The organism is Dietzia sp. B32 (assembly GCF_024732245.1).
GTDB lineage: Bacteria > Actinomycetota > Actinomycetes > Mycobacteriales > Mycobacteriaceae > Dietzia.
This window is the reverse complement of sequence record NZ_CP093845.1, coordinates 1118857-1144944: the sequence shown is the minus strand read 5'-3', so window position 1 is coordinate 1144944 and position 26088 is coordinate 1118857. Positions and strand designations below refer to the sequence as shown.

At 70.0% G+C, this 26088-nt stretch carries 20 protein-coding genes; 15 read left to right on the top strand and 5 right to left on the bottom strand.

Annotated elements, in window-relative coordinates:
* Nucleotides 1-263 precede the first annotated feature (263 nt).
* The 12 genes from L8M95_RS05435 (at nt 264) to L8M95_RS05380 (ending at nt 18731) form a co-directional block, all read left to right on the top strand.
* Complete coding sequence (locus L8M95_RS05435) at nt 264-3770, top strand: DNA-directed RNA polymerase subunit beta (RefSeq protein ID WP_260488490.1); 3507 nt, start codon at nt 264-266, stop codon at nt 3768-3770.
* A gap of 124 nt (nt 3771-3894) precedes the next feature.
* Nucleotides 3895-7854: a DNA-directed RNA polymerase subunit beta' gene (locus L8M95_RS05430; RefSeq protein ID WP_260488489.1), complete on the top strand. Its 3960-nt coding sequence runs from the start codon at nt 3895-3897 to the stop codon at nt 7852-7854.
* Nucleotides 7855-8055: 201 nt separating this feature from the next.
* Nucleotides 8056-9429, top strand: a complete 1374-nt coding sequence (locus L8M95_RS05425; RefSeq protein WP_260488488.1) for a glycosyltransferase family 4 protein — start codon at nt 8056-8058, stop codon at nt 9427-9429.
* A complete protein-coding gene (locus L8M95_RS05420) occupies nt 9423-10142 on the top strand; it encodes a class I SAM-dependent methyltransferase (RefSeq protein WP_260488487.1) in 720 nt (239 codons plus the stop codon). Before L8M95_RS05425 ends, L8M95_RS05420 begins: the two co-directional genes overlap by 7 nt.
* A gap of 6 nt (nt 10143-10148) precedes the next feature.
* Nucleotides 10149-11279: a prenyltransferase gene (locus L8M95_RS05415; RefSeq protein WP_260488486.1), complete on the top strand. Its 1131-nt coding sequence runs from the start codon at nt 10149-10151 to the stop codon at nt 11277-11279.
* A gap of 79 nt (nt 11280-11358) precedes the next feature.
* Nucleotides 11359-12216: an LLM class F420-dependent oxidoreductase gene (locus L8M95_RS05410; protein WP_260488485.1), complete on the top strand. Its 858-nt coding sequence runs from the start codon at nt 11359-11361 to the stop codon at nt 12214-12216.
* A 59-nt stretch (nt 12217-12275) separates the two neighbouring features.
* Complete coding sequence (locus L8M95_RS05405; RefSeq protein WP_260488484.1) at nt 12276-13169, top strand: SDR family NAD(P)-dependent oxidoreductase; 894 nt, start codon at nt 12276-12278, stop codon at nt 13167-13169.
* Nucleotides 13166-14212, top strand: a complete 1047-nt coding sequence (locus L8M95_RS05400; protein ID WP_260488483.1) for a pirin family protein — start codon at nt 13166-13168, stop codon at nt 14210-14212. Before L8M95_RS05405 ends, L8M95_RS05400 begins: the two co-directional genes overlap by 4 nt.
* Nucleotides 14213-14226: 14 nt before the next feature.
* Nucleotides 14227-14583 carry a GNAT family N-acetyltransferase gene (locus tag L8M95_RS05395; protein WP_260488482.1) on the top strand — a complete coding sequence of 119 codons (357 nt, stop codon included), beginning with the start codon at nt 14227-14229 and terminating at the stop codon, nt 14581-14583.
* A gap of 1 nt (nt 14584) precedes the next feature.
* Entirely contained in the window at nt 14585-15040 is a 456-nt protein-coding gene (locus L8M95_RS05390) for a carboxymuconolactone decarboxylase family protein (RefSeq protein WP_260488481.1), read from the top strand.
* 222 nt (nt 15041-15262) lie between these two features.
* Nucleotides 15263-16669, top strand: a complete 1407-nt coding sequence (locus L8M95_RS05385) for a sigma 54-interacting transcriptional regulator (protein WP_260488480.1) — start codon at nt 15263-15265, stop codon at nt 16667-16669.
* A 43-nt stretch (nt 16670-16712) separates the two neighbouring features.
* On the top strand, nt 16713-18731 hold the full coding sequence (locus tag L8M95_RS05380) for a VWA domain-containing protein (RefSeq protein WP_260488479.1): 2019 nt from the start codon (nt 16713-16715) through the stop codon (nt 18729-18731).
* A 218-nt stretch (nt 18732-18949) separates the two neighbouring features.
* Here L8M95_RS05380 and L8M95_RS05375 read toward each other — a convergent pair whose 3' ends face one another.
* The 5 genes from L8M95_RS05375 to L8M95_RS05355 all read right to left on the bottom strand — a co-directional run bounded on the left by L8M95_RS05375 (nt 18950) and on the right by L8M95_RS05355 (nt 23355).
* Nucleotides 18950-19609, bottom strand: a complete 660-nt coding sequence (locus L8M95_RS05375) for a class I SAM-dependent methyltransferase (RefSeq protein WP_260488478.1) — start codon at nt 19607-19609, stop codon at nt 18950-18952.
* A gap of 24 nt (nt 19610-19633) precedes the next feature.
* The gene (locus tag L8M95_RS05370) at nt 19634-20032 is read right to left on the bottom strand and encodes a carboxymuconolactone decarboxylase family protein (protein WP_396119495.1); all 399 of its coding nucleotides are present in this window, start codon (nt 20030-20032) and stop codon (nt 19634-19636) included.
* A complete protein-coding gene (locus L8M95_RS05365) occupies nt 20029-20988 on the bottom strand; it encodes an NAD(P)-dependent oxidoreductase (protein ID WP_312027455.1) in 960 nt (319 codons plus the stop codon). The genes L8M95_RS05370 and L8M95_RS05365 overlap by 4 nt, the downstream gene beginning before the upstream one ends.
* 29 nt (nt 20989-21017) lie before the next feature.
* Nucleotides 21018-21770 carry an SDR family oxidoreductase gene (locus tag L8M95_RS05360; RefSeq protein ID WP_260488477.1) on the bottom strand — a complete coding sequence of 251 codons (753 nt, stop codon included), beginning with the start codon at nt 21768-21770 and terminating at the stop codon, nt 21018-21020.
* 109 nt (nt 21771-21879) lie between these two features.
* Complete coding sequence (locus tag L8M95_RS05355; RefSeq protein WP_260488476.1) at nt 21880-23355, bottom strand: aldehyde dehydrogenase; 1476 nt, start codon at nt 23353-23355, stop codon at nt 21880-21882.
* Nucleotides 23356-23443: 88 nt separating this feature from the next.
* Here L8M95_RS05355 and L8M95_RS05350 point away from each other — a divergent pair, with 88 nt between their 5' ends.
* The 3 genes from L8M95_RS05350 to L8M95_RS05340 are packed head-to-tail and all read left to right on the top strand — an operon-like array spanning nt 23444 to nt 26033.
* Nucleotides 23444-24016 carry a TetR/AcrR family transcriptional regulator gene (locus tag L8M95_RS05350; RefSeq protein WP_260488475.1) on the top strand — a complete coding sequence of 191 codons (573 nt, stop codon included), beginning with the start codon at nt 23444-23446 and terminating at the stop codon, nt 24014-24016.
* A gap of 8 nt (nt 24017-24024) precedes the next feature.
* Nucleotides 24025-25242, top strand: coding sequence for a cytochrome P450 (locus L8M95_RS05345; protein ID WP_260488474.1), 1218 nt, complete (start codon nt 24025-24027; stop codon nt 25240-25242).
* Nucleotides 25239-26033 carry an SDR family oxidoreductase gene (locus L8M95_RS05340; protein ID WP_260488473.1) on the top strand — a complete coding sequence of 265 codons (795 nt, stop codon included), beginning with the start codon at nt 25239-25241 and terminating at the stop codon, nt 26031-26033. The genes L8M95_RS05345 and L8M95_RS05340 overlap by 4 nt, the downstream gene beginning before the upstream one ends.
* Nucleotides 26034-26088 lie beyond the last annotated feature (55 nt).

Sequence of the window (26088 nt, the reverse complement as noted above, 5' to 3'; positions counted from 1 at the left end):
CCAGCGCAGAGACGGACGCCGCGCCACGCACGCGACCAGCCTCCGGGGTCTTCTCCGTTGAAGGCTGGACTTTGTCGCCGCCTTCCGATAGATTAGGTCGTTGCGCTGGCTGCTATTTGCCCTCCCGTCCGTCCGTGACGGCTCTATCCCGGTTTCACCGGGTGTTCTCCGAGCCCTCGGTATCGCGGCGGATCCGGGCGGATACCCGTCGGCGGACCGCTCGCAGATACATCTGTGGTCACCGCCCGTGGTGATCACGTGAGGTGCTGGAAGGACCCATCTTGGCAGTCTCCCGCCAGACCACGTCAGTCTCCACCGTTCCCGGTGCGCCGAGGAGAGTTTCGTTCGCGAAGCTCACCGAGCCGTTGCCGGTGCCGGGGCTGCTCGACCTCCAGACGGAGTCGTTCGAGTGGTTCATCGGGTCGGAGGAGTGGCAAGAGAGGGCCGCCTCGCGCGGTACCACGAACCTCGAGGGAGGCCTCGAGTCGATCCTCAGGGAGATCTCCCCGATCGAGGACTTCTCCGGTTCCATGTCGCTCTCGTTCTCGGAGCCGTACTTCGAAGAGGTCAAGGCGTCCCTCGAGGACTGCCGCGAAAAGGACCGCACCTACGAGGCGCCCCTGTTCGTCACCGCCGAGTTCGAGAACACCGAGACCGGCGAGATCAAGTCCCAGACCGTCTTCATGGGCGATTTCCCCATGATGACCGACAAGGGCACGTTCATCATCAACGGCACCGAGCGGGTCGTCGTCTCGCAGCTCGTCCGGTCCCCGGGCGTGTACTTCGATCGCAACCGCGACAAGTCCACGGAGAAGGACGTCCACTCCGTCAAGGTCATCCCGTCGCGTGGCGCGTGGCTCGAGTTCGACGTGGACAAGCGCGACACCGTCGGTGTCCGCATCGATCGCAAGCGTCGCCAGTCGGTCACCGTCCTGCTCAAGGCGCTCGGGTGGACCACCACGGAGATCAAGGAGCGCTACGGCTTCTCCGAGATCATGATGTCCACGCTCGAGAAGGACACGGTCGAGGACACCGACCAGGCCCTGCTGGAGATCTATCGCAAGCTGCGCCCGGGCGAGCCGCCGACCCGCGAGTCCGCGGAGGCGCTCCTGGAGAACCTGTTCTTCAAGGAGAAGCGCTACGACCTGGCCCGAGTCGGCCGCTACAAGGTCAACCGCAAGCTCGGTCTGCCGGACCCCGAGGGTGACGCCACCACCACGCTCACCCGCGAGGACATCGCCGCCACCATCGAGTACCTCGTGCGTCTCCACGCGGGCGAGAACTCGATGCAGGTCAGCGGTGGCCGCGAGGTGCCGGTCGACGTCGACGACATCGACCACTTCGGCAATCGTCGTCTGCGTACCGTCGGCGAGCTCATCCAGAACCAGGTCCGCGTCGGCCTGTCCCGCATGGAGCGCGTCGTCCGCGAGCGCATGACCACGCAGGACTCCGAGGCGATCACCCCGCAGTCGCTCATCAACATCCGGCCCATCACCGCGGCGCTGAAGGAGTTCTTCGGAACCTCCCAGATGTCGCAGTTCATGGACCAGAACAACCCGCTGTCGGGTCTGACCCACAAGCGGCGCCTGTCCGCGCTGGGCCCCGGTGGCCTCTCGCGTGAGCGCGCCGGCCTCGAGGTCCGCGACGTGCACGCCTCGCACTACGGCCGCATGTGCCCGATCGAGACCCCCGAGGGTCCGAACATCGGTCTGATCGGTTCGCTGTCGGTGTACGCGCGGGTCAACCCGTTCGGCTTCATCGAGACCCCGTACCGCCGCGTCGTCGACGGTGTCGTCACCGATCAGGTGGACTACCTGACGGCCGACGAGGAGGACCGCTACGTCGTGGCGCAGGCCAACTCGGAGATCGACGCCGAGTACCGCTTCGTCGAGGACCGCATCCTCGTGCGCAAGAAGCACGGTGACGTGGAGATGGTCGAGCCGGGCGACGTCGACTACATGGACGTCTCGCCGCGCCAGATGGTCTCCGTGGCCACCGCGATGATTCCGTTCCTCGAGCACGACGACGCCAACCGTGCCCTCATGGGTGCGAACATGCAGCGGCAGTCCGTCCCGCTCGTGCGCTCCGAGGCGCCGCTCGTCGGCACCGGCATGGAGCTGCGCGCGGCCGTGGACGCCGGCGACGTGGTCGTCAACACCACCGCGGGCATGGTGGAGGAGGTCTCGGCCGACTTCATCACCGTGATGGACGACGACGGCGGGCGTCAGACCTACCGCCTGTCGAAGTTCGCCCGTTCGAACCAGGGCACCTGCTCCAACCAGAAGCCGATCGTCGACGAGGGTGACCGCGTCGAGGCCGGCCAGGTGCTGGCCGACGGCCCCTGCACCGAGAACGGCGAGATGGCGCTGGGCAAGAACCTGCTCGTCGCGATCATGCCGTGGGAGGGCCACAACTACGAGGACGCGATCATCCTCTCGCAGCGCCTGGTGGAGGAGGACGTGCTCACGTCCATCCACATCGAGGAGCACGAGATCGACGCCCGCGACACGAAGCTGGGCGCCGAGGAGATCACCCGGGACATCCCCAACGTCTCCGACGAGGTCCTGGCGGATCTCGACGACCGCGGCATCGTGCGCATCGGCGCCGAGGTCCGTGACGGCGACGTGCTCGTCGGCAAGGTCACGCCCAAGGGCGAGACCGAGCTGACCCCGGAGGAGCGCCTGCTGCGCGCCATCTTCGGTGAGAAGGCGCGCGAGGTGCGCGACACCTCGCTCAAGGTGCCCCACGGTGAGTCCGGCAAGGTCATCGGCGTCCGCGTCTTCTCGCGGGACGACGACGACGATCTGCCCCCCGGCGTCAACGAGCTGGTGCGCGTGTACGTGGCGCAGAAGCGCAAGATCCAGGACGGCGACAAGCTCGCCGGCCGACACGGCAACAAGGGCGTCATCGGCAAGATCCTCCCCGCCGAGGACATGCCGTTCATGCCCGACGGCACGCCGGTGGACATCATCCTCAACACGCACGGTGTCCCGCGTCGTATGAACATCGGCCAGATCATGGAGACCCACCTCGGCTGGCTGGCCAAGGCCGGCTGGGAGGTTCCCCGTGAGGCGGACGGCTCCCTGCCCGAGTGGGCGGCCAAGCTGCCGGAGGAGATCCACAGCGTCGAGGCCGGCACCAACACGGCCACGCCCGTCTTCGACGGCGCGGCGGACACGGAGATCACCGGCCTGCTCGACTGCACCCTGCCGAACCGTGACGGTGAGCGCATGGTCAAGGGCGACGGCAAGGCGACCCTGTTCGACGGTCGTTCCGGCGAGCCATTCCCGTACCCGGTGTCCGTGGGCTACATGTACATCCTCAAGCTGCACCACCTCGTGGATGACAAGATCCACGCGCGCTCGACCGGTCCGTACTCGATGATCACCCAGCAGCCGCTCGGCGGTAAGGCCCAGTTCGGTGGCCAGCGTTTCGGTGAGATGGAGTGCTGGGCGATGCAGGCCTACGGCGCGGCGTACACGCTGCAGGAGCTGCTCACCATCAAGTCCGACGACGTCGTGGGTCGCGTGAAGGTCTACGAGGCGATCGTCAAGGGCGAGAACATCCCGGAGCCGGGTATCCCGGAGTCCTTCAAGGTGCTTCTCAAGGAGCTGCAGTCGCTGTGCCTCAACGTGGAGGTGCTCTCCAGCGACGGCCAGGCCGTCTCCCTGGGTGAGGGCGACGACGACGATCTCGACCGCACCGCCGCGAACCTGGGGATCAACCTCTCGCGCGACGAGTCCTCGGCGGCCGACGAGCTGGCGCAATAAGTAGGCGGGCGGGCGGCAGCTCCTGTCGCCCGCCCCGCACCCGAAGAATTCAGTTCCACCACGGCGGGCCCCGGCCCCACCCCGCGAGAGCCCGCCATCATCCCACCCGGGAAAGGACGCCTACGTGCAGGACGTCAACTACTTCGACGAGCTGGTCATCAGCCTCGCGACGGCCGAGGACATCCGTAACTGGTCCTACGGCGAGGTCAAGAAGCCGGAGACCATCAACTACCGCACCCTCAAGCCGGAGAAGGAGGGCCTGTTCTGCGAGAAGATCTTCGGCCCCACCCGGGACTGGGAGTGCTACTGCGGCAAGTACAAGCGCGTGCGCTTCAAGGGGATCATCTGTGAGCGCTGCGGCGTCGAGGTGACCCGCGCCAAGGTGCGCCGCGAGCGGATGGGCCACATCGAGCTGGCCGCGCCCGTGACCCACATCTGGTACTTCAAGGGCGTCCCGTCACGCCTGGGCTACCTGCTGGACCTGGCGCCCAAGGATCTCGACAAGATCATCTACTTCGCCGCCTACGTCATCACCGGTGTCGACACCGAGCTGCGTCACAACGAGCTCAGCACCCTCGAGGCCCAGGTCCTCGAGGAGCGCAAGATCATCGAGGACGAGCGCGACTCCGACATCGAGGCCCGGGCGAAGAAGCTCGAGGCCGATCTCGCCGAGCTCGAGGCCGAGGGCGCCAAGGCCGACCAGCGCCGCAAGGTCAAGGACGGCGGCGAGAAGGAGATGAAGAAGATCCGCGAGTCGGCCCAGCGCGAGCTGGACCGCCTCGACGAGATCTGGACCACCTTCACCAAGCTCGACGTCAACCAGATCATCGTCGACGAGGGCATCTACCGTGAGCTCGAGGACCGCTTCGGCGAGTACTTCGAGGGCGGCATGGGTGCCGAGGCGATCCAGTCGCTGCTGCTGAACTTCGACCTCGCCGCAGAGGCCGAGTCGCTGCGCGAGATCATCCGCAACGGCAAGGGCCAGAAGAAGATCCGCGCCCTCAAGCGCCTCAAGGTCGTCTCCGCGTTCCTGCAGTCGGGCAACCACCCGGCCGCGATGGTGCTCGGGGCGGTCCCGGTGATCCCGCCGGAGCTGCGTCCGATGGTCCAGCTCGACGGTGGCCGGTTCGCCACCTCGGACCTCAACGACCTCTACCGTCGTGTGATCAACCGCAACAACCGTCTCAAGCGACTGATGGACCTCGGCGCCCCCGAGATCATCGTCAACAACGAGAAGCGGATGCTGCAGGAGTCCGTCGACGCACTGTTCGACAACGGTCGTCGAGGCCGGCCCGTCACGGGCCCGGGCAACCGCCCGCTCAAGTCGCTGTCGGACCTCCTCAAGGGCAAGCAGGGCCGGTTCCGCCAGAACCTGCTCGGCAAGCGTGTCGACTACTCCGGCCGTTCGGTCATCGTGGTCGGTCCGCAGCTGCAGCTGCACCAGTGTGGTCTCCCCAAGCTGATGGCGCTCGAGCTGTTCAAGCCGTTCGTCATGAAGCGTCTGGTCGACCTCAACCACGCGCAGAACATCAAGTCCGCCAAGCGCATGGTCGAGCGTCAGCGCGACCAGGTGTGGGACGTGCTCGAAGAGGTCATCGCCGAGCACCCGGTGATGCTCAACCGTGCACCGACCCTGCACCGCCTCGGCATCCAGGCGTTCGAGCCGCAGCTCGTCGAGGGTAAGGCCATCCAGCTGCACCCGCTCGTGTGTGAGGCCTTCAACGCCGACTTCGACGGTGACCAGATGGCCGTGCACCTCCCGCTGTCCGCGGAGGCGCAGGCCGAGGCGCGCATCCTCATGCTCGCCTCGAACAACATCCTGTCGCCGGCCTCGGGTCGCCCGCTCGCCATGCCCCGTCTGGACATGGTGACCGGCCTGTACTACCTGACCCGTCTGGACGAGGGCGCCACCGGTTCGTACACGCCGGCGGAGAAGGACACGCCGGCCACCGGCGTGTACTCGACCGCGTCGGAGGCCATCATGGCCGTCGACCTGGGTGTGCTGGACATCCACGCCCCGATCCAGGTGCGGTTGTCCCATCAGCGCCCCAGCGCCGAGATCGAGGCGGAGCAGTTCCCGGAGGGCTGGACCCCCGGCCAGGAGTGGATCGCCGAGACCACCCTCGGGCGTGTGCTGTTCAACGAGCTGCTCCCGGCGGACTACCCGTTCGTCAACGAGCAGATGCCCAAGAAGCGTCAGGCCGTCATCATCAACGACCTGGCCGAGCGCTACCCGATGATCGTCGTGGCGCAGACGGTGGACAAGCTCAAGGACACGGGCTTCTACTGGGCCACCCGCTCGGGTGTCACCATCGCCATGTCCGACGTGTTGGTCCCGCCGGCGAAGAAGGAGATCCTCGCCTCGTACGACGCCAAGGCCGCGCGCCTGGAGTCGCAGTTCGACCTGGGCAAGATCACCGACGAGGAGCGCAAGTCGGACCTGGTCAAGCTGTGGCAGGAGGCCACCGACGAGATCGGTCAGGCCATGGAGGCCAACTACCCGGACTCCAACCCGATCCCGACCATCGTTAAGTCGGGCGCGGCGGGCAACATGACCCAGATCCGCTCGCTGGCGGGCATGAAGGGTCTGGTGACGCGTCCGAACGGCGAGTTCATCCCGCAGCCCATCAAGTCCTCGTTCCGCGAGGGCCTGACGGTGCTCGAGTACTTCATGAACACGCACGGTGCGCGTAAGGGTCTGGCCGACACCGCCCTGCGTACGGCCGACTCCGGCTACCTGACGCGACGTCTGGTCGACGTCTCGCAGGACGTCATCGTCCGCGAGACCGACTGTGGCACCTCGAAGGGCGTGGAGACGACCATCGCCCGTCCGGTCATGGACGCCCACGGCAAGTCGACGGGTGTCCTCGAGCGCGACGAGCACGTCGAGACCTCGACGTTCGCCCGGACCCTCGCGGAGGACGCGGTCGACTCCGACGGCAACGTCGTCGTCGCCGCCGGCACCGACCTCGGTGACCCGAACATCGAGGCGCTCATCAACGCCGGCGTGGAGAAGGTCAAGGTCCGCTCGGTCCTGACCTGCACCACCGGCACGGGTGTCTGCGCGACCTGCTACGGCCGCTCGATGGCCACCGGCCTGCTGGTGGACATCGGCGAGGCCGTCGGCATCGTCGCCGCCCAGTCGATCGGTGAGCCGGGTACCCAGCTCACGATGCGTACGTTCCACCAGGGTGGCGTCGGTGACGACATCACCGGTGGTCTGCCGCGTGTCCAGGAGCTGTTCGAGGCCCGCGTGCCCAAGGGCAAGGCGCCGATCGCCGAGGAGGCGGGCCGCATCCGCCTCGAGGAGGAGGAGCGGTTCTACACCATCACGATCGTGCCCGACAACGGCGCGGACGAGATCGTGTACGAGAAGCTGTCCAAGCGTCAGGGCCTGGCCCACGTCACGCTGGAGGACGGTTCGTCCCGCCCGATCGCGGACGGCGACCACCTCGAGCGCGGGCAGGCACTCCTCGAGGGCCCGGCCGATCCGCACGAGGTCCTGGCCATCCTCGGCCCCAACGGTGTGCAGAAGTTCCTCGTCGACGAGGTGCAGAAGGTCTACCGTGCGCAGGGCGTGTCGATCCACGACAAGCACCTCGAGGTCATCGTCCGCCAGATGATGCGCCGTGTCGCGATCAACGACTCGAACAGCACCGAGTTCCTGCCCGGTGCACTCGTCGAGCGTGCCGAGCTCACTGCGGAGAACCGTCGCGTCCTCACCGAGGGCGGTTCGCCGGCCTCGGCGCGCCCGGTCCTCATGGGCATCACCAAGGCCTCGCTGGCCACGGACTCGTGGCTCTCGGCGGCCTCCTTCCAGGAGACCACCCGCGTGCTCACCGACGCCGCCATCAACAAGCGGTCGGACAAGCTCGTGGGCCTCAAGGAGAACGTCATCATCGGTAAGCTCATCCCGGCGGGTACCGGTATCAACCGCTACCGCAACTCGACGGTCGAGCCCACCGAGGAGGCCCGCGCCGCCGCCTACTCCATCCCGGATTACGGCGACGGCTTCTACGGCCCCGAGGACGGCTTCGGTGACGCCACCGGCGCCTCGGTCCGCCTGGACGACCTGGGCTACTGACAGGCCCGCGTGACCGTCTGACGGCCGCGCGTCATCACCACCACCGGACCCCCGAGCGCCCCGGAGCGCCGGGGGTCCGTTGCGTTCATCCGGCCGTGTGCGGGACCGGGGCGAACGTGTTCTAGACTTTCCCGATGTGCCCGTCGCGGCCAGCGACTCCCGCCGGCGGCGGGCCGACGACCATGAAGGAGGCGATCGACCGTGCGGATCGCGCTGCTCTCGTACCGGAGCAAGCCACACGGCGGAGGCCAGGGCGTCTACGTCCGTCACCTCAGCCGTGAGTTGGCGGCACTCGGACACACGGTCGAGGTGTTCTCCGGTCAGCCCTACCCGGAACTCGACCCGGGCCCCACCCTGACCGAGGTCCCGAGCCTGGACCTGTACAACGACGCCGATCCGTTCCGCACCCCGCACCCGCGGGAGATCCGGGACCTCATCGACGTGCTCGAGGTGGTCACCATGTGGAGCGCCGGGTTCCCGGAGCCGCGGACGTTCAGTATGCGGGCCGCCCGCACGCTGCGTGAGCGGCTGGGGGACTTCGACGTGGTGCACGACAACCAGTGCCTGGGCTCCGGCCTGCTGGATCTGGAGAAGGCGGGCTTCCCGGTCGTGGCCACCGTGCACCACCCCATCACGCGGGACCGCGCACTGGCCATGAAAGAGGCCCCGCTGCGCAAGAAGATCACCACGTGGCGCTGGTTCGGTTTCCTGGGCATGCAGATGCGGGTCTCTCGCAAGCTGCAGGAGATCATCACGGTCTCCAGCAACTCCGCCGAGGACATCGCCTCCGACTTCGGTGTGGATCCGGACCGGATCGTCACCATCCCGCTGGGCGTGGACACCGACCGCTTCCATCACCGCCGCGTGCGCGAGCCCGGCCGTCTGGTGTGCGTTGCCAGCGCCGACCAGCCGCTCAAGGGCGTGCCGATCCTGCTACGCGCGCTGGCCAAGGTCCGCGAGGAGCACCCCGGCGTGCGCCTGACGCTGGTGTCGAAGCTCAAGCGCAAGGGTGAGGCGGAGCGACTGCTCGAGAAACTGCGCCTGCGGGACGCGGTGGACCTGGTGTCGGGGGTCGACGACGACGAGCTCGCCGATCTCGTCGGGTCGGCCGAGATCGCGGTCGTGCCGAGTATGTACGAGGGGTTCTCCCTGCCGGCGGTGGAGGCCATGTCCAGTGGGTGCGCACTCGTCGCGACCCGGGCCGGCGCCCTTCCCGAGGTCGTCGGGACCGACGACTCGGCGGCCCGCCTGGTCGAGCCGGGCGACGTCGACGCACTCGCCCGCGAGATCAGTGCGCTGCTGTCCGACCCCGGCGAGCGCGCCCGGCTCTCCGAGGGTGGCCGCGCCCGGGTCATGGAGCGCTACAGCTGGGCCGCGGTGGCCCGCCGGACCGTCGAGGTCTACGACGCCGCGATCGCCAGGGTCCGGGGCGAGGAGCTGCCGGACCTGACAGCCGGTCCGGTCCTCGGACCGGACCAGACAGAGATCGACGAGCACGTCACCGACGACGTGCCCGAGGTGCTCCCGGAGTCCGGCGAGTACACCATCCGTGAGCAGGAGGACGCCGCATGCTGACCGCTGATTTCGACCGTCTGGGGGTCACCCCCGGCATGCGAGCCATCGACGTGGGCGCCGGCCTCGGCCGCCACACCTTCGAGCTCTACCGGCGGGGCGCGAACGTCACCGCGTTCGATCAGAACGCCGATGAGATGCAGCAGGTCTCCGACATGCTCGCGGCCATGGAGGCCGAGGGCGAGGGGCTGCCCACCTCGAAGGGTGAGGCCGTCACCGGCGACGCGCTCGACATGCCGTACGAGGACGCCACCTTCGACCTGGTGCTCATCTCCGAGGTCCTCGAGCACGTGCCGGAGGACACCAAGGCCATCGCCGAGCTGGTACGGATCCTCAAGCCGGGCGGGGTCGCCGCGGTGACCGTGCCGCGCGAGTGGCCGGAGAAGCTGTGCTGGAAGCTGTCCGACGCCTACCACTCCAACCCGGGCGGGCACTGCCGGATCTACACCGCCGAGGAGCTGGGCTTCAAGCTCCGCGCCGCCGGTCTGGAGGTCACCGGCACCGGGTTCGCCCACGCGCTGCACGCCCCGTACTGGTGGCTCAAGTGCGCGGTGGGTACGGAGAACGACGACCACCCGCTGCCCAAGGCGTACCACAAGCTGCTCGTGTGGGACCTCATGAAGGGTCCCTGGATCACCCGCACCGCCGAGAAGGTCCTCAACCCGGTGATGGGCAAGTCCATCGTGTTCTACCTGCGCAAGCCCGTGGAGGCCTGATCGTCCGTGCAGACGTCCAACAACGGAGTCACCAGCCAGCGTCCGGTCCCGGCCGTCCCGGGGGTCCTCGACGCCGACGCGGTCCGCGCGACCGGCGAGTGGATCGCCTCGGTGCAGAAGCCCAACGGTGAGATCCCGTGGTTCACCGGCGGTCACACCGACCCGTGGGATCACGTGGAGTCCGCGATGGGACTGTCCGTCGCCGGGCAGTGGGAGGCCGCCGAGCGGGCGTACGGGTTCCTCCGGGACACCCAGCGGGGCGACGGGTCCTGGCCGATGAAGTGGCAGGACGGACACGTCGCCGATGGCGACGTCGACTCCAACTTCTGTGCGTACGTCGCGGTGGGCGTGTGGCACCACCATCTGGTGAGCGCCAGGCCCGGATTCCTCGAGTCGATGTGGCCGACGGTGCGCCGGGCGCTCGACCTGGTACTGACGTTCCAGGGTCCCCAGGGGCAGATGTGGTGGGGCGCCGGGCCGGAGGGGTTCTGCGACGAGGCGCTCGTCACCGGCTCGTCCAGCATCCACCACGCGCTGCGCTGCGGCGTCGCGATAGCCGAGGAGCTCGGCGGGAGCGCCCCGGACTGGGACGCGGCCGCCGACAGGTTGGGCCACGCACTGCGCGCCCACCCTGAGCTCTTCACGCCCAAGGACGAGTTCTCGATGGACTGGTACTACCCGGTCCTGGCCGGCGTGATGGTCGGGGAGCAGGCCCAGGCGCGCCTGGACTCCCGGTGGGACGACTTCGTGGTGGACGGCCTCGGCATCCGCTGTGTCGACCACCGACCGTGGGTCACCGGGGCCGAGACGTGTGAGCTGGTGCTCGCACTCGAGGCGGCCGGGCGGCACGAGCAGGCGCTACAGCAGTTCACCAACATGCAGCATCTCCGCGACTCGGACGGTTCCTATTGGACCGGGCTCGTCTTTGCCGACGGCAAGCGGTGGCCGGTCGAGCTGAGCACGTGGACCGCGGCGGTCATGTTGTTGGCCGCGGATGCGCTCTCCCGCACGACGCCGGGCAACGAGATCTTCCGCTACGTGTCGGACCACACCATGCAGAGGCTACGGTCGCAGCCGGGGGATCCGGCCGACTGCGTGGCGGGCGAGGTCTGCCCACCCGCCGCCGTCGTGCGCTAGTCTGTGGCGACACCGCCGCTGGACACCTGTCTGGTCAGATGTTCGGCGGTGGGTGGAGCCGGCGCACGAGGGAGCACGCATGGAATTCGGACTGACCCTGTTCACCAGTGACCGGGGCATTCGGCCCACCACGGCCGCCGTGGCGGCCGAGCGGGCAGGGTTCTCGGCGTTCTACGTGCCCGAGCACACCCACATCCCGGTGCGTCGCGATGCCGCGCACCCGGGTACCGGCGGCGCGGAACTCCCCGACGAGCGGTACTGCCGCACCCTGGATCCGTGGGTCGCACTGGGCGCCGCCGCTGCGGTGACGTCGACCATCCGGCTCGGGACAGCCGTCTCCATCCCGGTGGAGAGCGACCCCATCACGCTGGCCAAGACCATCGCCTCCGTCGATCACCTCTCCGACGGGCGCACCGTGCTCGGGGTGGGGTACGGGTGGAACCTCGACGAGATGGTCGACCACAACGTGCCGCCGAAGCGTCGTCGCACCATGCTGCGCGAGTACCTCGAGGCGATGCGCGAGCTCTGGACCCACGACGAGGCCGAGTACCACGGCGAGTTCGTGGACTTCGGGCCCAGCTGGGCCTGGCCCAAGACCGCCCGGACGCCGGGCCCGCTCACCTTGGTGGGAGCCGCGGGCAACGAGAAGAACTTCAAGTGGATATGCCGCAGTGCCGACGGCTGGATGACCACCCCGATCTCGCAGGACATCACCGGCAGCGTACGGATGCTGCGCGAGCTGTGGGCCGAGGCCGGCCGGGAGGGCGAACCCTACATCGTCGTCCTCGACGGGAAGCCGGACCCCGAGAAGATCGAGACCTACCGCGAGCTCGGTGTCCACGAGCTCGTCTACGGCACTCCCGACCGGGCCGAGGACGAGGTCCTGGCCTACATCGACCGCCTCGCCGGCAAACTCGGACTCGACGCCCTGGTCTGAGGCGGCCCGGGCTCCCGGGAGCGCCCCACCGGGGCCCCGCGCGCCGGTACCGTCGGGGTATGGACACCAGCGCTCCCGCCGCCCCCGTCGTCGTCATCACCGGAGCCGGAGGCGGCCTCGGGGCAGCCACCACCGCGCTCTACGCCTCCCGGGGTTGGCACGTCGTGGCCGTCGACCTCCGGGCGCCGTCCGGCGGGGACCGCATCACGCCCGTCGCCGCCGACGTCACCGACACCGCCTCGCTCACCGCGCTGGCCGACAGGGTCCGCGCCGAGCACGGCCGTCTCGACGTGGTCGTCACCTTCGCGGGCGTCCTGGGGATCGGACCGCTGGCCGAGACCGACCCGGACCGGGTCCAGCAGGTCCTGGACGTCAACGTCATGGGCACCGTGCGCACCGTCCACGCCCTGTGGGACCTGCTCCGCGAGACCCGGGGGAGGGTGGTGCTCATCAGCTCCGAGACCGGCCCCCAGCACGGCATGCCGATGAACGGCGCCTACGCCATGAGCAAGCACGCGGTCGAGGCCTACGGTGACGCCCTGCGGCGCGAGCTGATGTTCCTCGGTCTGGACGTGGTGCTCGTCCAACCGGGGCCGTTCCGCACCGGGATGACCGCCTCGATCCGGCGGCGCTTCCAGGAATCCACCGCCCCCGGTTCGCCCTTCGCCGCGATGGCCGCGGTGATGGGGGAGATGGCCGCCGGTGAGGACGACAAGGCCACCGACCCGTCCGTGCTCGCCGAGGCCGTGTGGACCGCCGGCACCACCGCGCGTCCCCGCCGCCGCTACGCCGTGCGATGGGACCTCGGCCGACGTCTCCTGGACCACCTGCCGGTGGCGGTGGTGGACAAGGCGCTAGTCCTGGCGCTGGGCGGGAAGATCAACGCCAAGAAACTGGAGCTGCGCCGCGAGGCCGTCGACGCGAGGGCCGAGATGAGCGAGGTCATCGAATGAGCAATCTCGACCCCGACCCGCCCGAGATCGAGTGCGAGGCCGGCGGTGCGCCGGGCGGGCCCAGTTCGGAGGAGGCACAGCCCGGCGGGGCCGCCGTGGAGATCATCACCTCCCGCGAGGTGCCCCTCGGCGGGCCCCGGGCGATGACCGTCCGCCGGACCCTGCCCCAGCGCCAGCGCTCGCTCATCGGCGCCTTCTGCTTTCTCGACCACTACGGGCCCGACGACGTCTCGGCCACGGGCGGTATGGACGTGCCCTCGCACCCCCACACGGGCCTGCAGACCGTGAGCTGGCTGTTCGAGGGCAATGTGACCCACCACGACTCCGGAGACAACCACGCGGTGGTGCGGCCGGGGGAGGTCAACCTCATGACCTCGGGTGCGGGCATCTGCCACACCGAGGTGTCGACCCAGGACACCACCGTGCTCCACGGCGTGCAGCTGTGGACCGTCCTGCCCGAGGCTCACCGCGACAGCAGCGGGCGGAGGTTCGATCACCACGTACCCGACCCCGTCCGCGTCGACGGCGGATCGGCACGCGTCTTCCTGGGCTCGCTGCTGGGCTCGTCGTCGTCGGTCCCCACCTACACCCCACTCGTCGCAGCGGAACTCCGCCTGGACCCCGGTGCCGAGATACGCCTGGACGTGGACCCGGGATTCGAGCACGGGCTGCTCGTCGACGCCGGCGACCTCACGCTCGAGGGCGTCGCCGTCGAGGTGTCGTACCTCGCCTACACCGGCGTCGGCGAGTCCACGCTGACCATCCGCAACACCGGCACCACAGCCGGGCGGGCGATCCTCATCGGCGGCACCCCGTTCGAGGAGGACATCATCATGTGGTGGAACTTCATCGGCCGGACCCACGACGAGATCGCCGGCTACCGCGAGCAGTGGGAGGCCGGTGCGGAGCGCTTCGGGCGCGTGGACGGGTACATCGGCCACGACCCCCGGGGACTGACCCGGTTGCCCGCGCCCACGCTGCCCACCACCACCCTCAAGCCGCGGGTCAACCCGGACCCGCGCGCGCAGTCGACCCCGATGTGAGAGGACCGTTGGAGATGACCGAGTACACCGACAAGACCGGCGCCGCCGTGACCGTGGAGCGCTCCGACCGGACCGACGCGTTCGAGATCCGGGACGCCTCCGGTGTGACCGCCGGCCACGCCGACTTCCGCGACATCGCCGGCGAGCGCATCTTCCACCACACCGTGGTCGACGGGGAGTTCGGCGGCCGGGGCATCGGCACCGCGCTCGTGCGCGGCGCGGTGGAGGCCACCCGGGACGAGGGCGTGACGATCGTGCCCGTGTGCTCGATGGTGGAGGGATTCCTCGCCAAGAACGCCGACGAGTTCGCGGGTGCGTACCGCGCGGCCACCGACGAGGACCGCGCCCGGGTCGGCGAGGAGGACGGCTGACATGGCGGTCCCGCAGCTGGACCGGACCCCGCGGGAGGTCTACAAGCGGCTCGTACGCACCGCCGTCGCGTCCCGGGAGGCCTCCGGGGAGGCCGGGCTCGAGGAGTCGCTGCTCGAACTGGTGAACGTCCGGGTCTCGCAGATCAACGGCTGCGCGGCCTGCCTGGCGACCCACGTGCCGGCCGCCCGCAAGGCGGGGGTGTCGCGGGAGCGGCTCGACCTCCTCTCGGCGTGGCGAGAGCTCGACGACTTCGGTGAGCCGGAGCGGGCGGCGCTCCGCCTGGCCGAGGCACTCACGCGACTGGACGACTCCGATGAGCGGATGGCCGCCCTCGCCGCCGCGGCGGAGCACTTCTCCGACGAGCAACTCGCGGCACTGGAGTGGACGATCGTGCTGATCAACGCGTTCAACAGGGTGTCGGTCGCGAGCCACCACCAGCCGACGATCGACGACTGACCGACGCCCGCGTCGTCAGCGGGTGGCGACCGGCACCCTCGACGGCCGGTCGGAGCGGCCGTGCTCACCCCGCCGGGCCCGGCCGCCCAGAGCCGAGGAGCAGCCAGACGCCCGCGGTCAGCAGGCGGATGATGCCCGAGGGCCAGGGCCAGGGCCAGGGTCAGCACTGCACGCACGGTGGCCGCTGTTGGCCGGAAGCGGAAGTCGCACCGCAGGGCTACGGTGGGCGGTGTGAGCGATAAGCCGGACGTGAAGACCCTCGGCGAGCTGCGCGCCGCCGGGTACACCAGCCGCACCCTCCGGGAGGAGCTGCGCGAGAACCTGCTCGCGGCTCTTGCCGCCGGGCGGGATCCGTGGCCCGGCATGCACGGCTTCGACACGACCGTGATCCCCCAGGTCGAGCGGGCGATCATCGCCGGGCACGACATCGTCCTGCTCGGCGAGCGCGGGCAGGGCAAGACCCGCCTGCTGCGAACGCTGGTCGGGTTGCTCGACGAGTGGTCACCCGTCGTCGCCGGGTCCGAACTGGGGGAGGACCCACTCGCACCGATCACCGGGCCCACCCGTGAGCGGATCGCCGCCGAGGGGGACGCGCTACCCGTCGAATGGAGACACCGCGACGAGCGCTACGTGGAGAAGCTGTCCACCCCGGACACCTCCGTGGCGGACATGATCGGCGACGTCGACCCCATGCGGGTCGCAGAGGGGCGCCGGCTGGGCGACCCGGAGACCATCCACTACGGGCTGGTCCCACGCGCGAACCGCGGGATCGTGGCCCTCAACGAGCTGCCCGACCTGGCCGAGCGGATCCAGGTGGCACTGCTCAACGTGATGGAGGAGCGGGACGTCCAGATCCGCGGATACGTCCTGCGCCTGCCACTGGACGTGCTGGTGGTGGCCTCGGCCAACCCCGAGGACTACACGAATCGCGGCCGGATCATCACCCCGCTCAAGGACCGGTTCGGCGCCGAGATCCGCACCCACTACCCGCTCGACCTGGCCGACGAGATCGACGTCGTGCGGCAGGAGGCCGAGCTCACCGCCGAGGTGCCGGACCCGCTGATGGAGCTGCTCGCCCGGTTCACGCGCGAGCTGCGCACCTCCGACTCGATCAACCAGGCCTCCGGCGTCTCCGCCCGCTTCGCCATCGCCGGCGCGGAGACCGTCGCCGCAGCGGCCCGGCGCCGGGCGGCCGTGCGGGGCGCGGACGACCCCGGCGAGGCCGTGGCGCGGCTCGTCGACGTGGACGCCGCCGTGGAGGTCCTGCGAGGGAAGATCGAGTTCGAACCCGGCGAGGAGGGGCGCGAGACCGAGATCCTGCGGTATCTGCTGCGCATCGCCACGGTGGACGTGGTCCGCGGGTTGTTCCGGGGGATCGACATGGCCCCGCTCGTCGAGGCGTTCGACGGGTCGGTGACCCTGACGACCGGCGCGAGCGTGACCGCCGCCGAGTTCCTCGCCGCCCTGCCCGAGCTGTCCGTGCCGGGGCTCTATGACGAGATCGCCTCGCGGGTGGGGGCGAGCAACGTCGGCCAGCGGGCCGGCGGTATCGAACTCGCGCTGGAGGGTCTCTACCTCTCGCGGCGCCTGTCCAAGGAGACCGGGGACGGCGCCGCCGTCTACGGCTGACGATCGCCCGGTGGCCGTGGGCCGCCGGAACAGGAGGTGCGCGATGTCGCGACCGGAACCCCGCGCCCGCTACGGGCGCTACGTCGGCGGGCCGGACCCGCTCGCGCCCCCACTCGACCTTTCCGAGGCGCTCGACGCGGTATCCGAGGGAGTCATGGCCGGGTACTCCCCGGAGCAGTCCATGCGGGAGTTCCTCCGCAGCGGCGGCCGCGACCAGACGGGCCTCGACGAGTTAGCCGGTCGGGTCCAGCGTCGTCGCCGAGAACTGCTCCAGCGGAATCGCCTGGGCGGCACCCTCGACCAGATCTCCCAGCTGCTCGACGAGGCACTGCTCGCCGAGCGCGGGCAACTCGCACGCGACACCGCGATGGACCCGATGGACCGCACCCTGCGGGAGATGACCATCGAGAGCCTGCCCGACTCGCCCGCCGCCGCGGTGGGGGAGCTCAAGGACTACGACTGGGCCTCCTCCGACGCACGCGAGGCCTACCGCAGGATCCAGGACCTCATGGGTGCCGAGGTGCTCGACGCCCGCTTCGCCGGAATGAAGCAGGCACTGGAGAACGCGACCGACGCCGACTGCGCCGCGGTCTCGGAGATGCTGTCGGACCTCACCGATCTACTCGACAAGCACTCGCGCGGGCAGGACACCCCCGAGGACTTCCGTGAATTCATGGACAAGCACTCCGACGCATTCCCGGAGCAGCCGGAGAACGTCGAGGAGCTGATCGACACCCTCGCCAGGAGGGCGGCGGCCGCCCAGCGGATGATGCGCTCGATGACCCCGGAGCAACGGGAAGAGCTCATGGCACTGTCGCAACAGGCGTTCGGGTCGCCCGAACTGATGGAGCAGCTCGGCCGGCTCGACGGGCTGTTGCAGTCCCTGCGTCCGGGCGAGGACTGGGACGGCTCCGAGGACTTCGAGGGGTCCGAGGGGCTGGGGATGTCCGAGGGGACCTCGGCGATGGCCGAACTCGGGGACCTGGACCGGCTCGCCGAGCAGCTGTCACGGAGTGACCGGTCCCCGTTGTCCGAACTCGACCTGGAGGCCGTGGCCCGCCATCTCGGGCGCGAGGCGGCGGTGTCCGTGCAGACCCTCGCGCGGCTCGAGCAGCAGATGCGCGAGTCCGGCTACCTGAGCCGTCGGCCGGACGGGGACCTCAGACTCTCCCCGTCCGCGTTGCGCAAGCTCGGCAGGTCCCTGCTCCGCGACGCCGCGCAGCGGCTGTCCGGACGGACCGGGGCGCGCGAGACCCGGCTGTCGGGGGCCGCGGGGGAGCAGACGGGATCGAGCCGCGAATGGGAGTTCGGCGACGTGGAGTCGTGGGACGTGCCCAGGACGGTGGGCAACGCGATCTCCCGCATCGCCGCCGAGGGAGGTGACCCGGGGACGGGGATCCGGCTCCTGCCGGAGGACATCGAGGTCCGCGAGACCGAGGCCCGCACCCAGGCCGCCGTGGCGTTGCTCGTGGACACGTCGTTCTCCATGGCCATGGAGGGGCGCTGGGTGCCGATGAAGCGGACGGCCCTGGCGCTACACCACCTGGTGAGCACCCGCTTTCGGCAGGACCGGCTGCAGCTCATCTCGTTCGGCCGCTTCGCCCAGACCCGGACCGTCGAGGACCTGCTCGCCCTGGACGCGCAGTACGAGGCAGGGACGAATCTGCACCACGCGCTGCTCCTGGCGGGGCGGTACTTCCGGGAGCACCCGACGATGCAGCCCGTGCTGCTCATCGTCACCGACGGCGAACCCACCGCCCACCTGCTCAGCGGCGGTGATCCGTGGTTCGCCTATCCGCCGGACCCGGACACCATCCGCACCACGGTGGACGAGCTGGACCGGGTTGCGCGCTTCGGGGCCCAGACCACGTTCTTCCGCCTGGGCGACGACCCGGGGTTGTCCCGGTTCCTCGATGCCCTCGCCCGGCGGGTCGACGGCACGGTGGTCGCGCCGGACGTCGACGACCTCGGGGCGGCCGTGGTGGGCCGGTTCCTGCACTCGCGGCGCGGCCGGCCCTCGCCAGGGGACGCCTGGAACGCCGGCGGCCGCTGGGCCGTGTGAGCCCGCCTGTGGACCCGGCCCAGCCGCCCCGCCCATCCGTCACCCGGCCTGTACACCCCGCCCGGCCCTTCCTCCGCCCGGACCACCCGCAGACAACGAGATCCGCTACTCTCCCGCCGGATCCGCTACCCGTATCGGGGTAGCGGATCCGGCTTCGGAGTAGCGGATCTGACGAGGGCTCGGCGAGGGCTCGGCGAGGGCGCGGCGAGGGCGCTCGGTCAGGGCATCGGCGCGCCGACCTCGCCGGAGTCGCGGCGCAGCACGCGCAGCGAATCCACGGCGCGGACCTCGGTGAACTGGCCCGACTCCAGGGCGCGGCAGTAGATCTCGTACGGGGGACGGCCACCGTCCTCCGGGTTCGGGAACACGTCGTGGATGAGCAGCGCACCGCCGATCTGCACCCAGGGGGCCCAGCCCTCGTAGTCGGCCTGCGCCGCCTCGGAGGAGTGGCCACCGTCGATGAACACGAACGACGCGGGCTTGCCCCAGACGCGCGCCACCTGGGTGGACGTGCCCACCGCGGCGGTCACCACGTCGTCCAGCCGGGCGTCCCACATGGTGTGCCGGAACGCACCGAGCGTCTCGAGGCGGCCGGTGTGCGGGTCCACCAGGGTGGTGTCGTGGTACTCCCAGCCGGGCTGGTGCTCCTCGGAGCCCCGGTGGTGGTCGACGGTGACGATGCTGCCACCGGTCACGCGGGCGGCGGCGCCGAGGAACACGGTGGAGCGGCCACAGTAGGTGCCGATCTCCACACCCACGCCGTCACCGAGGAACTCACAGGCGATCTCGTACAGGGTGGTGCCCTCCTCCAGCGGCATGAAGCCGGGGGCGGCGAGCGCTACGGCGAGCAGCGCGGGTTCGATCTCGGGTGCGGTCATGGAAGTCAACCTATCGCCCGACCCTCAGCCCTCGGCGCGGCGGGCGGCTTTGCGGGCGCGCGCCACGTGCGGACCCACCACGTTTCCGAGCTTCGTCCCGTTGGGCCAGCCGGCGTAGTAGCAGAGGAAGAGCACGATCTCCTCCAACTCCTCCGGCGTCAGCTCGTCGTTTCCGAGCGCCGCGCCCACCTGGATGTCCGCGATATCGGTGTTGCCCTGGGCGGTCAACGCCCCCAGGAGGAGCAGTCGGCGATCGCGGTGGCTCAGGCCCGGGCGGGACCAGATCCTGCCGAACAGGTGATCAGCCGTCTCGGCGAAGTAGTCACCCGGCCCGTCGGACATCTCGAAGCCGTACACCTCCGTCATCATGGCCAATCCGTGCTCGCGCTCCGGGCTCATCCCGGTGTCCGCGGTGTCGCTCATCGGTCCTCCTCGTCGTCGTCGTGGTCTCGTCCGTTCCCCGCGGCACCGTCTGACGCGACGACGGCCGCGCGGCGGGCGAGCTCGCCCGGACCCACACCGAACCCGGTGCCCAGGTCGCGCAGTGCGATCGACCCCAGGGGCAGGTCGACGCCCAGCCGATCGGCCAGGCCCAGGGCCAGGGAGAGGTCTTTTTCTCCCAGGCCACGGACGTGGGTGAACACGCCGTGCCAGAAATCGTCGGCCGCGATCGGCGCGGTGGTGTCGCGCAGCATCACGGCCCCGGCGCCGCCGGTGATGGCGTCGGTGTGGCGGACCACCCGTCCCAGCTTGGTGATGTCTATGCCCGCGGCCTCGGCCAGCCTGGAGGCCTCCGCGGTCGCGGTGAAGGAGATGAAGTGCAGGAGGTTGCGGGCCAGCTTCATCCGCGTGCCCGCGCCCACCTCTCCGGCGTGGACGGGCATGCCCGCCCACAGCGCGAACACCGGCTTGCACGCCTCGTAGACCTCGCGCGGCGCGCCGACCATCACCGCGAGCTGACCGGATTCCGCACCCTGCGCTCCGCCGGACACCGGCGCGTCCACCAGGTGGACGCCGGCGGTCGCACACACCTCGGCCAGCTCTACGGCCGTCGAGTCGGCGATGGTGGAGTGGACCGCGATCACGGTCCCCGGTGCGGCGGTGCGCAGGATCCCCTCGGGGCCGTCGACGACGTCACGCACCTGGGCGTCGTCGAGCACCGTCACGGACACCAGCCGCGCCGTGCGGGCCACCTCGGCGCCGGTCGCGGCTGCGGAGGCCCCCTCTGCGACGAACGGCTCGATCGCCTCGGGGCGCACGTCGCACACCACGAGCCCGCCCGGCCAGGTCAGTAGCCGCTTCGCGATGGGTGCGCCCATGTTGCCCAGCCCGATGAACCCGACCGGGGCGGGGGAGTCCCCGGGCGTGCCGGGGCCGATGCGCGCGGCGACCGTGTCCTGGTGTCCGCTCACGACCTGATGACCTGTCCGCCGTCGACGTTGAAGATCTGTCCGGTGATCCAGGACGCCTCGTCCGACAGCAGGAACAGCAGCATCCCGACCAGGTCCTCCGGCTGGCCCATGCGCTTGATGGGCAGCTTGTCGACCATCTCCTTGACGATCGACTGCGGGGTCGACGAGCGGTTGGCCTCGGTGTCGATCGGCCCGGGAGCGATGGCGTTGATCCGGATGTTCGATCCGCCCAGCTCGGTGGCGAGCTGCTGGGTGAGGCCGTTGACGCCGACCTTGGCCAGGCCGTAGAAGCCCGAGTACAGCCACGCGGCGGTGGAGGACTGGTTGACGATCGCGCCACCGCCGGCGGCGGCCATCTTCTCCCAGCAGGCGCGGACCATGAGCAGCTGACCGTTCAGGTTCACCGACATGAACTTCTCGTAGTAGTCCCACGGCACGGTGATGAGGAAGTCGAGCTTCATGCCGCCGAAGATCGCGGCGTTGTTGACCAGGATGTCCAGCCGGCCGAACTTCTCGACCGCGGCCTCGGCGCAGGCGTTCGCCGACTCCGGGTCGGAGACGTCCGTGTGCTGGAAGACCGCCTGGCCGCCCGCGGCGACGATGTCCGCGGCGACGCGCTCCCCGTTCTCGGTCGACACGTCGGCGACCACCACGTTCGCGCCCTCGGCGGCCAGCGCCTTGGCGTACTCCTCGCCGATGCCGCCGGCGGCTCCGGTCACGATGGCGGTCTTACCGTCGAAACGTCCCATGTCGTGTGTCTCTTCCTGTCGGTGGGGTCGTGCTGGTGGGTGGTGCGGGCCGGGGTGCCCGGGTGCCGGGGTGCCCGGGCTGTCCGAGCTGTCCGGGCTGTCCGGGGACTCAGGCCGGGGTGGCGACGGACTTGATCTCGAGGTACTCCTCGAACCCCTCGCGACCCATCTCGCGGCCGATGCCGGACTGCTTGTAACCGCCGAACGGCACGTCGGCCCCGTACCACTGGCCGCCGTTGACGCCGAGGGTGCCGGTGCGGATGCCTGCGACGACCTTCTCGATCCGCTCGGGGTCGGTGCCCCACACCGCGCCGGACAACCCGTAGGGGGAGTCATTGGCGATACGGATGGCGTCGGCGTCGCCGTCGTGCGGAATCACCACGAGAACGGGGCCGAAGATCTCCTCCTGTGCCACGCGTGCCGAGTTGTCCAGGCCGGAGATGAGGGTCGGCTCCACCCAGAACCCGCGCTCCATGCCCTCACCGGTGGGGCGACCGCCGCCGATCTCGATGGTCCCGCCCTCCTGGCGCGCCAGGGCGATGTAGCCCTCGATGCGCTCGCGCTGGACGGCGGAGATCACCGGGCCGCAGAACGCGCCGGGATCGTTGGGGTCCTTCGGGGCGAATGCCGCCATGGCGCCCTTGGCCGCCTCGACGGCCTCGTCGTACCTCTCCCGGGGCACGACGAGGCGCGTGGTCAGCGCGCAGCCCTGGCCGGCGTGCGTGCAGGCGTTGAGGGCCGTCATGAAGCAGGCGGATCCGAGGTCGGCGTCGTCGAGGACCACCGCCGCGGACTTGCCGCCGAGCTCGAGGAAGACCTTCTTCAGCGTCTCGGCGGCGGCGGCCATGATCTTCTTGCCGGTCGCGGTGGATCCGGTGAAGGAGACCAGATCGACGCGCGGGTCCGTGGTCAACTGCTCGCCGAGACCGTGATCGGACGACGACACCACGTTGAGCACGCCGGCGGGGATGTCCGTCTCCTCGGCGGCGATCCGGGCCACGGCCGCGGCGATGAGCGGAGTGTCGGGGGCGGGCTTGAGCACCACCGTGCAGCCGGCGGCCAGCGCGGGGCCGATCTTGGCGAAGTTGATCTGGTTGGGGAAGTTCCACGGGGTGATGGCGCCGACCACGCCGACCGCCTCGCGCCGGGTCGAGCGGTTGGAGCGCACGCCCATGATCTCGGATTCGCCGAGCTCGGTGACCCACTGGTAGGAGTCCACCAGGTCGGCGAGCCAGCCCAGGTCCGCCACGGGTCCCTCCAGCTGGGGCCCGGTCGTGAACATGTGGGGTGCACCGACCTCGGCGATGGTCAGCGCGCGCAACTCCTCGATGTGGCCCTGCAGTGCGTCGCGCAGCTGGCGCAGGCACCGCGCGCGGAACGCGTGGTCGGTGGACCAGTCGGTCGTGTCGAACGCGGCGCGCGCGGCGGCGATGGCCGCGTCCATGTCCTCGTGCCCGGCGTCGGCGGCGCGGCCGATGATCTCCTCCGTGGCGGGGTTGAGGACGTCGAACGAGGCGCCTCCGGTCGCGGGTCGCAGCTCACCGCCGATCAGCAGGGGGGCGGTGTCGGTGATGCTCGTCGTCACGTGGAGCCTTCCGTCGCAGTGGGGCGGTACGTCTGGGGTGGACAGCTGTCTAGACGATAGTCCGGACGGTGGTGTACTGTCCAGACACATGTCCAGTGATCTTCGGTTCGAATCGACGCGGCGCAGGCTCAACGGCCAGCAGGCCGAGACCGTCGACCGCCTGACCAGCGCGGCGGTCGAGGTGCTGCGGGAGAAGGGGCCCGGGGGCCTGGCCGTCCGGGCCGTGGCCGCCAGGGCGGGCGTGGCGCCGGCGACGGCCTACACCTACTTCTCCTCGAAGGGGCACCTCATCGCCGAGGTGTTCTGGCGTCGACTGGACGACCACGTGACCCGGGAGGCCGACGGCGGCTCCACGGCGGACCGGGTGGTGGCGGTGCTGCGCGACGTCGCGCTCCTGCTCGCCGACGAGCCCGAACTGTCGTCCGCGGTCACCGCGGCCCTGTTGGGCGACGACCCCGAGGTCTCCCATCTGCGGGTCCGGATCGGCGCCGACATCCGCCGTCGCCTGGTGGCGGCGCTGGGGGAGGAGAACGACGACGAGGTCGTCAGTGCGCTGGAGATGGTCTACGCCGGCGCCCTCGTCCGGGCGGGGATGGGCTACGGCTCCTACTCCGACATGGCAGACGCGATCGAATCCGCAGCACGACTGATCCTGAGGTGACACCCGAGATGACCACCGCGACACCCGCTCCGCTCGTGTTCAGCCCGTACGACTACGCGGTGCACGAGGACCCGTATCCGTTCTACGCACGTCTGCGCGCGGAGGCGCCCGTCTATCACAACCCGGAACTGGACTTCTGGGCACTGAGCAGGCACGCCGACGTGCGTGAGGCGTTCCGCGCCCCGGACGTCTTCTCCAACGCGATGGGGGTCTCGCTGGACCCGGCCGCGTACGGGCCGCACGCCTACAAGACGATGTCGTTCCTCGCGATGGACGATCCCCGGCACGCCCGCCTGCGCAAACTGGTGAGCAAGGGGTTCACGTCCAGGCGGGTGGACGCACTGTCCGAGGGGATCTCGAAGATCTCGCGGCAGTACTGGGACGAGTGCCTGGCGCGGTCCCGCGACGGTGAGACCTTCGACTTCGTCGACGACTACGCCGGCAAGCTGCCCATGGACGTCATCTCCGACCTGATGGGCGTGCCCGAGGTGGACCGGGCGGAACTGCGCCGCCTGGCCGACCTCGTCATGCACCGCGAGGAGGGCGTGCAGGACGTACCCCAGGACTCCATGGTGGCGGCCCTCGACCTCATCACCTACTACCAGGGGATGGTCGCCGACCGGCGCCGGGGAAGGACCGACGACCTCACCTCCGCGCTGCTCGACGCCGAGATCGACGGGGAGAAGCTGGACGACGACGAGATCCTGTCGTTCCTGTTCCTCATGGTGGTCGCGGGCAATGAGACCACCACCAAGCTGCTGGCCAACGTGCTGTTCTGGGGCCACGAGCATCCCGGGCAGTCACGCTCCGTCCTCGACGATCCGGCCCTGGCGCCGGCATGGGTGGAGGAGACGCTGCGTTTCGACACCTCCAGCCAGATGGTCCTGCGCACCACCACGGAGGCGGCCACGGTGCGGGGCGTCACGATCCCCGCCGACCAGAAGGTCCTGTTGCTCATCGGGTCCGCGAACCGCGACGAGGAGGTCTTCGACAACGGGGACACGTTCGACCTCGCGCGCGACACGACGGCCAGCCTCAGCTTCGGCCAGGGACCCCACTTCTGCCTCGGCGCGCACCTCGCCCGGCTCGAGGGCCGCATCGCACTGGACATGATCGCCCGCACGATCACCGGGTACGAGTTGCTCCCCGGGGCCGAGCGCGTCCACTCCTCCAATGTCCGCGGGTTCGCCCACCTGCCCATGCGGGTCGAGGTGGCGGGTCGATGAGCCTGCGTTTCCCCACCCATCCGGACGCCTGCGGGCGCCCCGCCCTGGTCACCGGCGCCTCGTCCGGCATCGGCCGCGCGACCGCCGAGGCCCTCGCCGCCCTCGGGCACCCCGTCGTCGTGGGCGCGCGCCGCGCCGATCGGCTCGATGACCTCGTCACGGCCATCCGCGAGGCAGGGGGAGAGGCCACGGCCCGTCCCGTCGACGTCACGGACGCCGACTCGGTCGCCGGTTTCGTCGCCGCGGCCGCGGACGCCTACGGTCCTCCCGAGGTGCTGGTCTCCAGTGCGGGGAGCCTGAAGATGGCACGGGTGTGGGAGATGGACCCGGCCGACTTCGCCGCCCAGCTCGACATCCATCTGCTCTCCGTCCACCGCCTGCTCCACGCGGTGCTGCCCGGCATGATCGACCGCCGCCGCGGGGACGTGGTGGTCATCGGCTCCGACGTCGCCTACACGGCCCGCCCCCGCTCCGGCGCGTACGTCGCGGCCAAAGCCGGCCTCGAGACCATGACCAAGCAGGCCCGTAGGGAGCTCGAGGGCACCGGTGTGCGGCTCGGCGTGGTCCGACCGGGACCCGTGATGACCGAGATGGGCACGGACTTCGACCAGGACACCGCCGAGGCCGTCATCAACGAATGGGTCCGGCACGGATTCGGCCGTCATCCCCGGATGTGCAAACCCGCCGACCTCGCGCGCGGGGTCACCGCCATGGTGTCCATGCCCCGCGGCGCCCAGATCACCGAGCTGGAGATCCAGCCGGAGGCCCCCATCGAGGAGGATTACTCGTGACCAGCATCGACAGTTCCACCGACGAGCCCATCGACTTCTCGACCCTCGAGGAGCC

Bases quoted from the DNA above. Each gene is read 5' to 3' on its own strand.
- L8M95_RS05420 (WP_260488487.1), top strand. From the start codon at position 9,423: ATGCTGACCGCTGATTTCGACCGTCTGGGGGTCACCCCCGGCATGCGA.
- L8M95_RS05410 (WP_260488485.1), top strand. From the start codon at position 11,359: ATGGAATTCGGACTGACCCTGTTCACCAGTGACCGGGGCATTCGGCCC.
- L8M95_RS05405 (WP_260488484.1), top strand. From the start codon at position 12,276: ATGGACACCAGCGCTCCCGCCGCCCCCGTCGTCGTCATCACCGGAGCC.
- L8M95_RS05400 (WP_260488483.1), top strand. From the start codon at position 13,166: ATGAGCAATCTCGACCCCGACCCGCCCGAGATCGAGTGCGAGGCCGGC.
- L8M95_RS05395 (WP_260488482.1), top strand. From the start codon at position 14,227: ATGACCGAGTACACCGACAAGACCGGCGCCGCCGTGACCGTGGAGCGC.
- L8M95_RS05390 (WP_260488481.1), top strand. From the start codon at position 14,585: ATGGCGGTCCCGCAGCTGGACCGGACCCCGCGGGAGGTCTACAAGCGG.
- L8M95_RS05380 (WP_260488479.1), top strand. From the start codon at position 16,713: ATGTCGCGACCGGAACCCCGCGCCCGCTACGGGCGCTACGTCGGCGGG.
- L8M95_RS05375 (WP_260488478.1), bottom strand. From the start codon at position 19,609: ATGACCGCACCCGAGATCGAACCCGCGCTGCTCGCCGTAGCGCTCGCC.
- L8M95_RS05370 (WP_396119495.1), bottom strand. From the start codon at position 20,032: ATGAGCGACACCGCGGACACCGGGATGAGCCCGGAGCGCGAGCACGGA.
- L8M95_RS05360 (WP_260488477.1), bottom strand. From the start codon at position 21,770: ATGGGACGTTTCGACGGTAAGACCGCCATCGTGACCGGAGCCGCCGGC.
- L8M95_RS05350 (WP_260488475.1), top strand. From the start codon at position 23,444: ATGTCCAGTGATCTTCGGTTCGAATCGACGCGGCGCAGGCTCAACGGC.
- L8M95_RS05345 (WP_260488474.1), top strand. From the start codon at position 24,025: ATGACCACCGCGACACCCGCTCCGCTCGTGTTCAGCCCGTACGACTAC.
- L8M95_RS05340 (WP_260488473.1), top strand. From the start codon at position 25,239: ATGAGCCTGCGTTTCCCCACCCATCCGGACGCCTGCGGGCGCCCCGCC.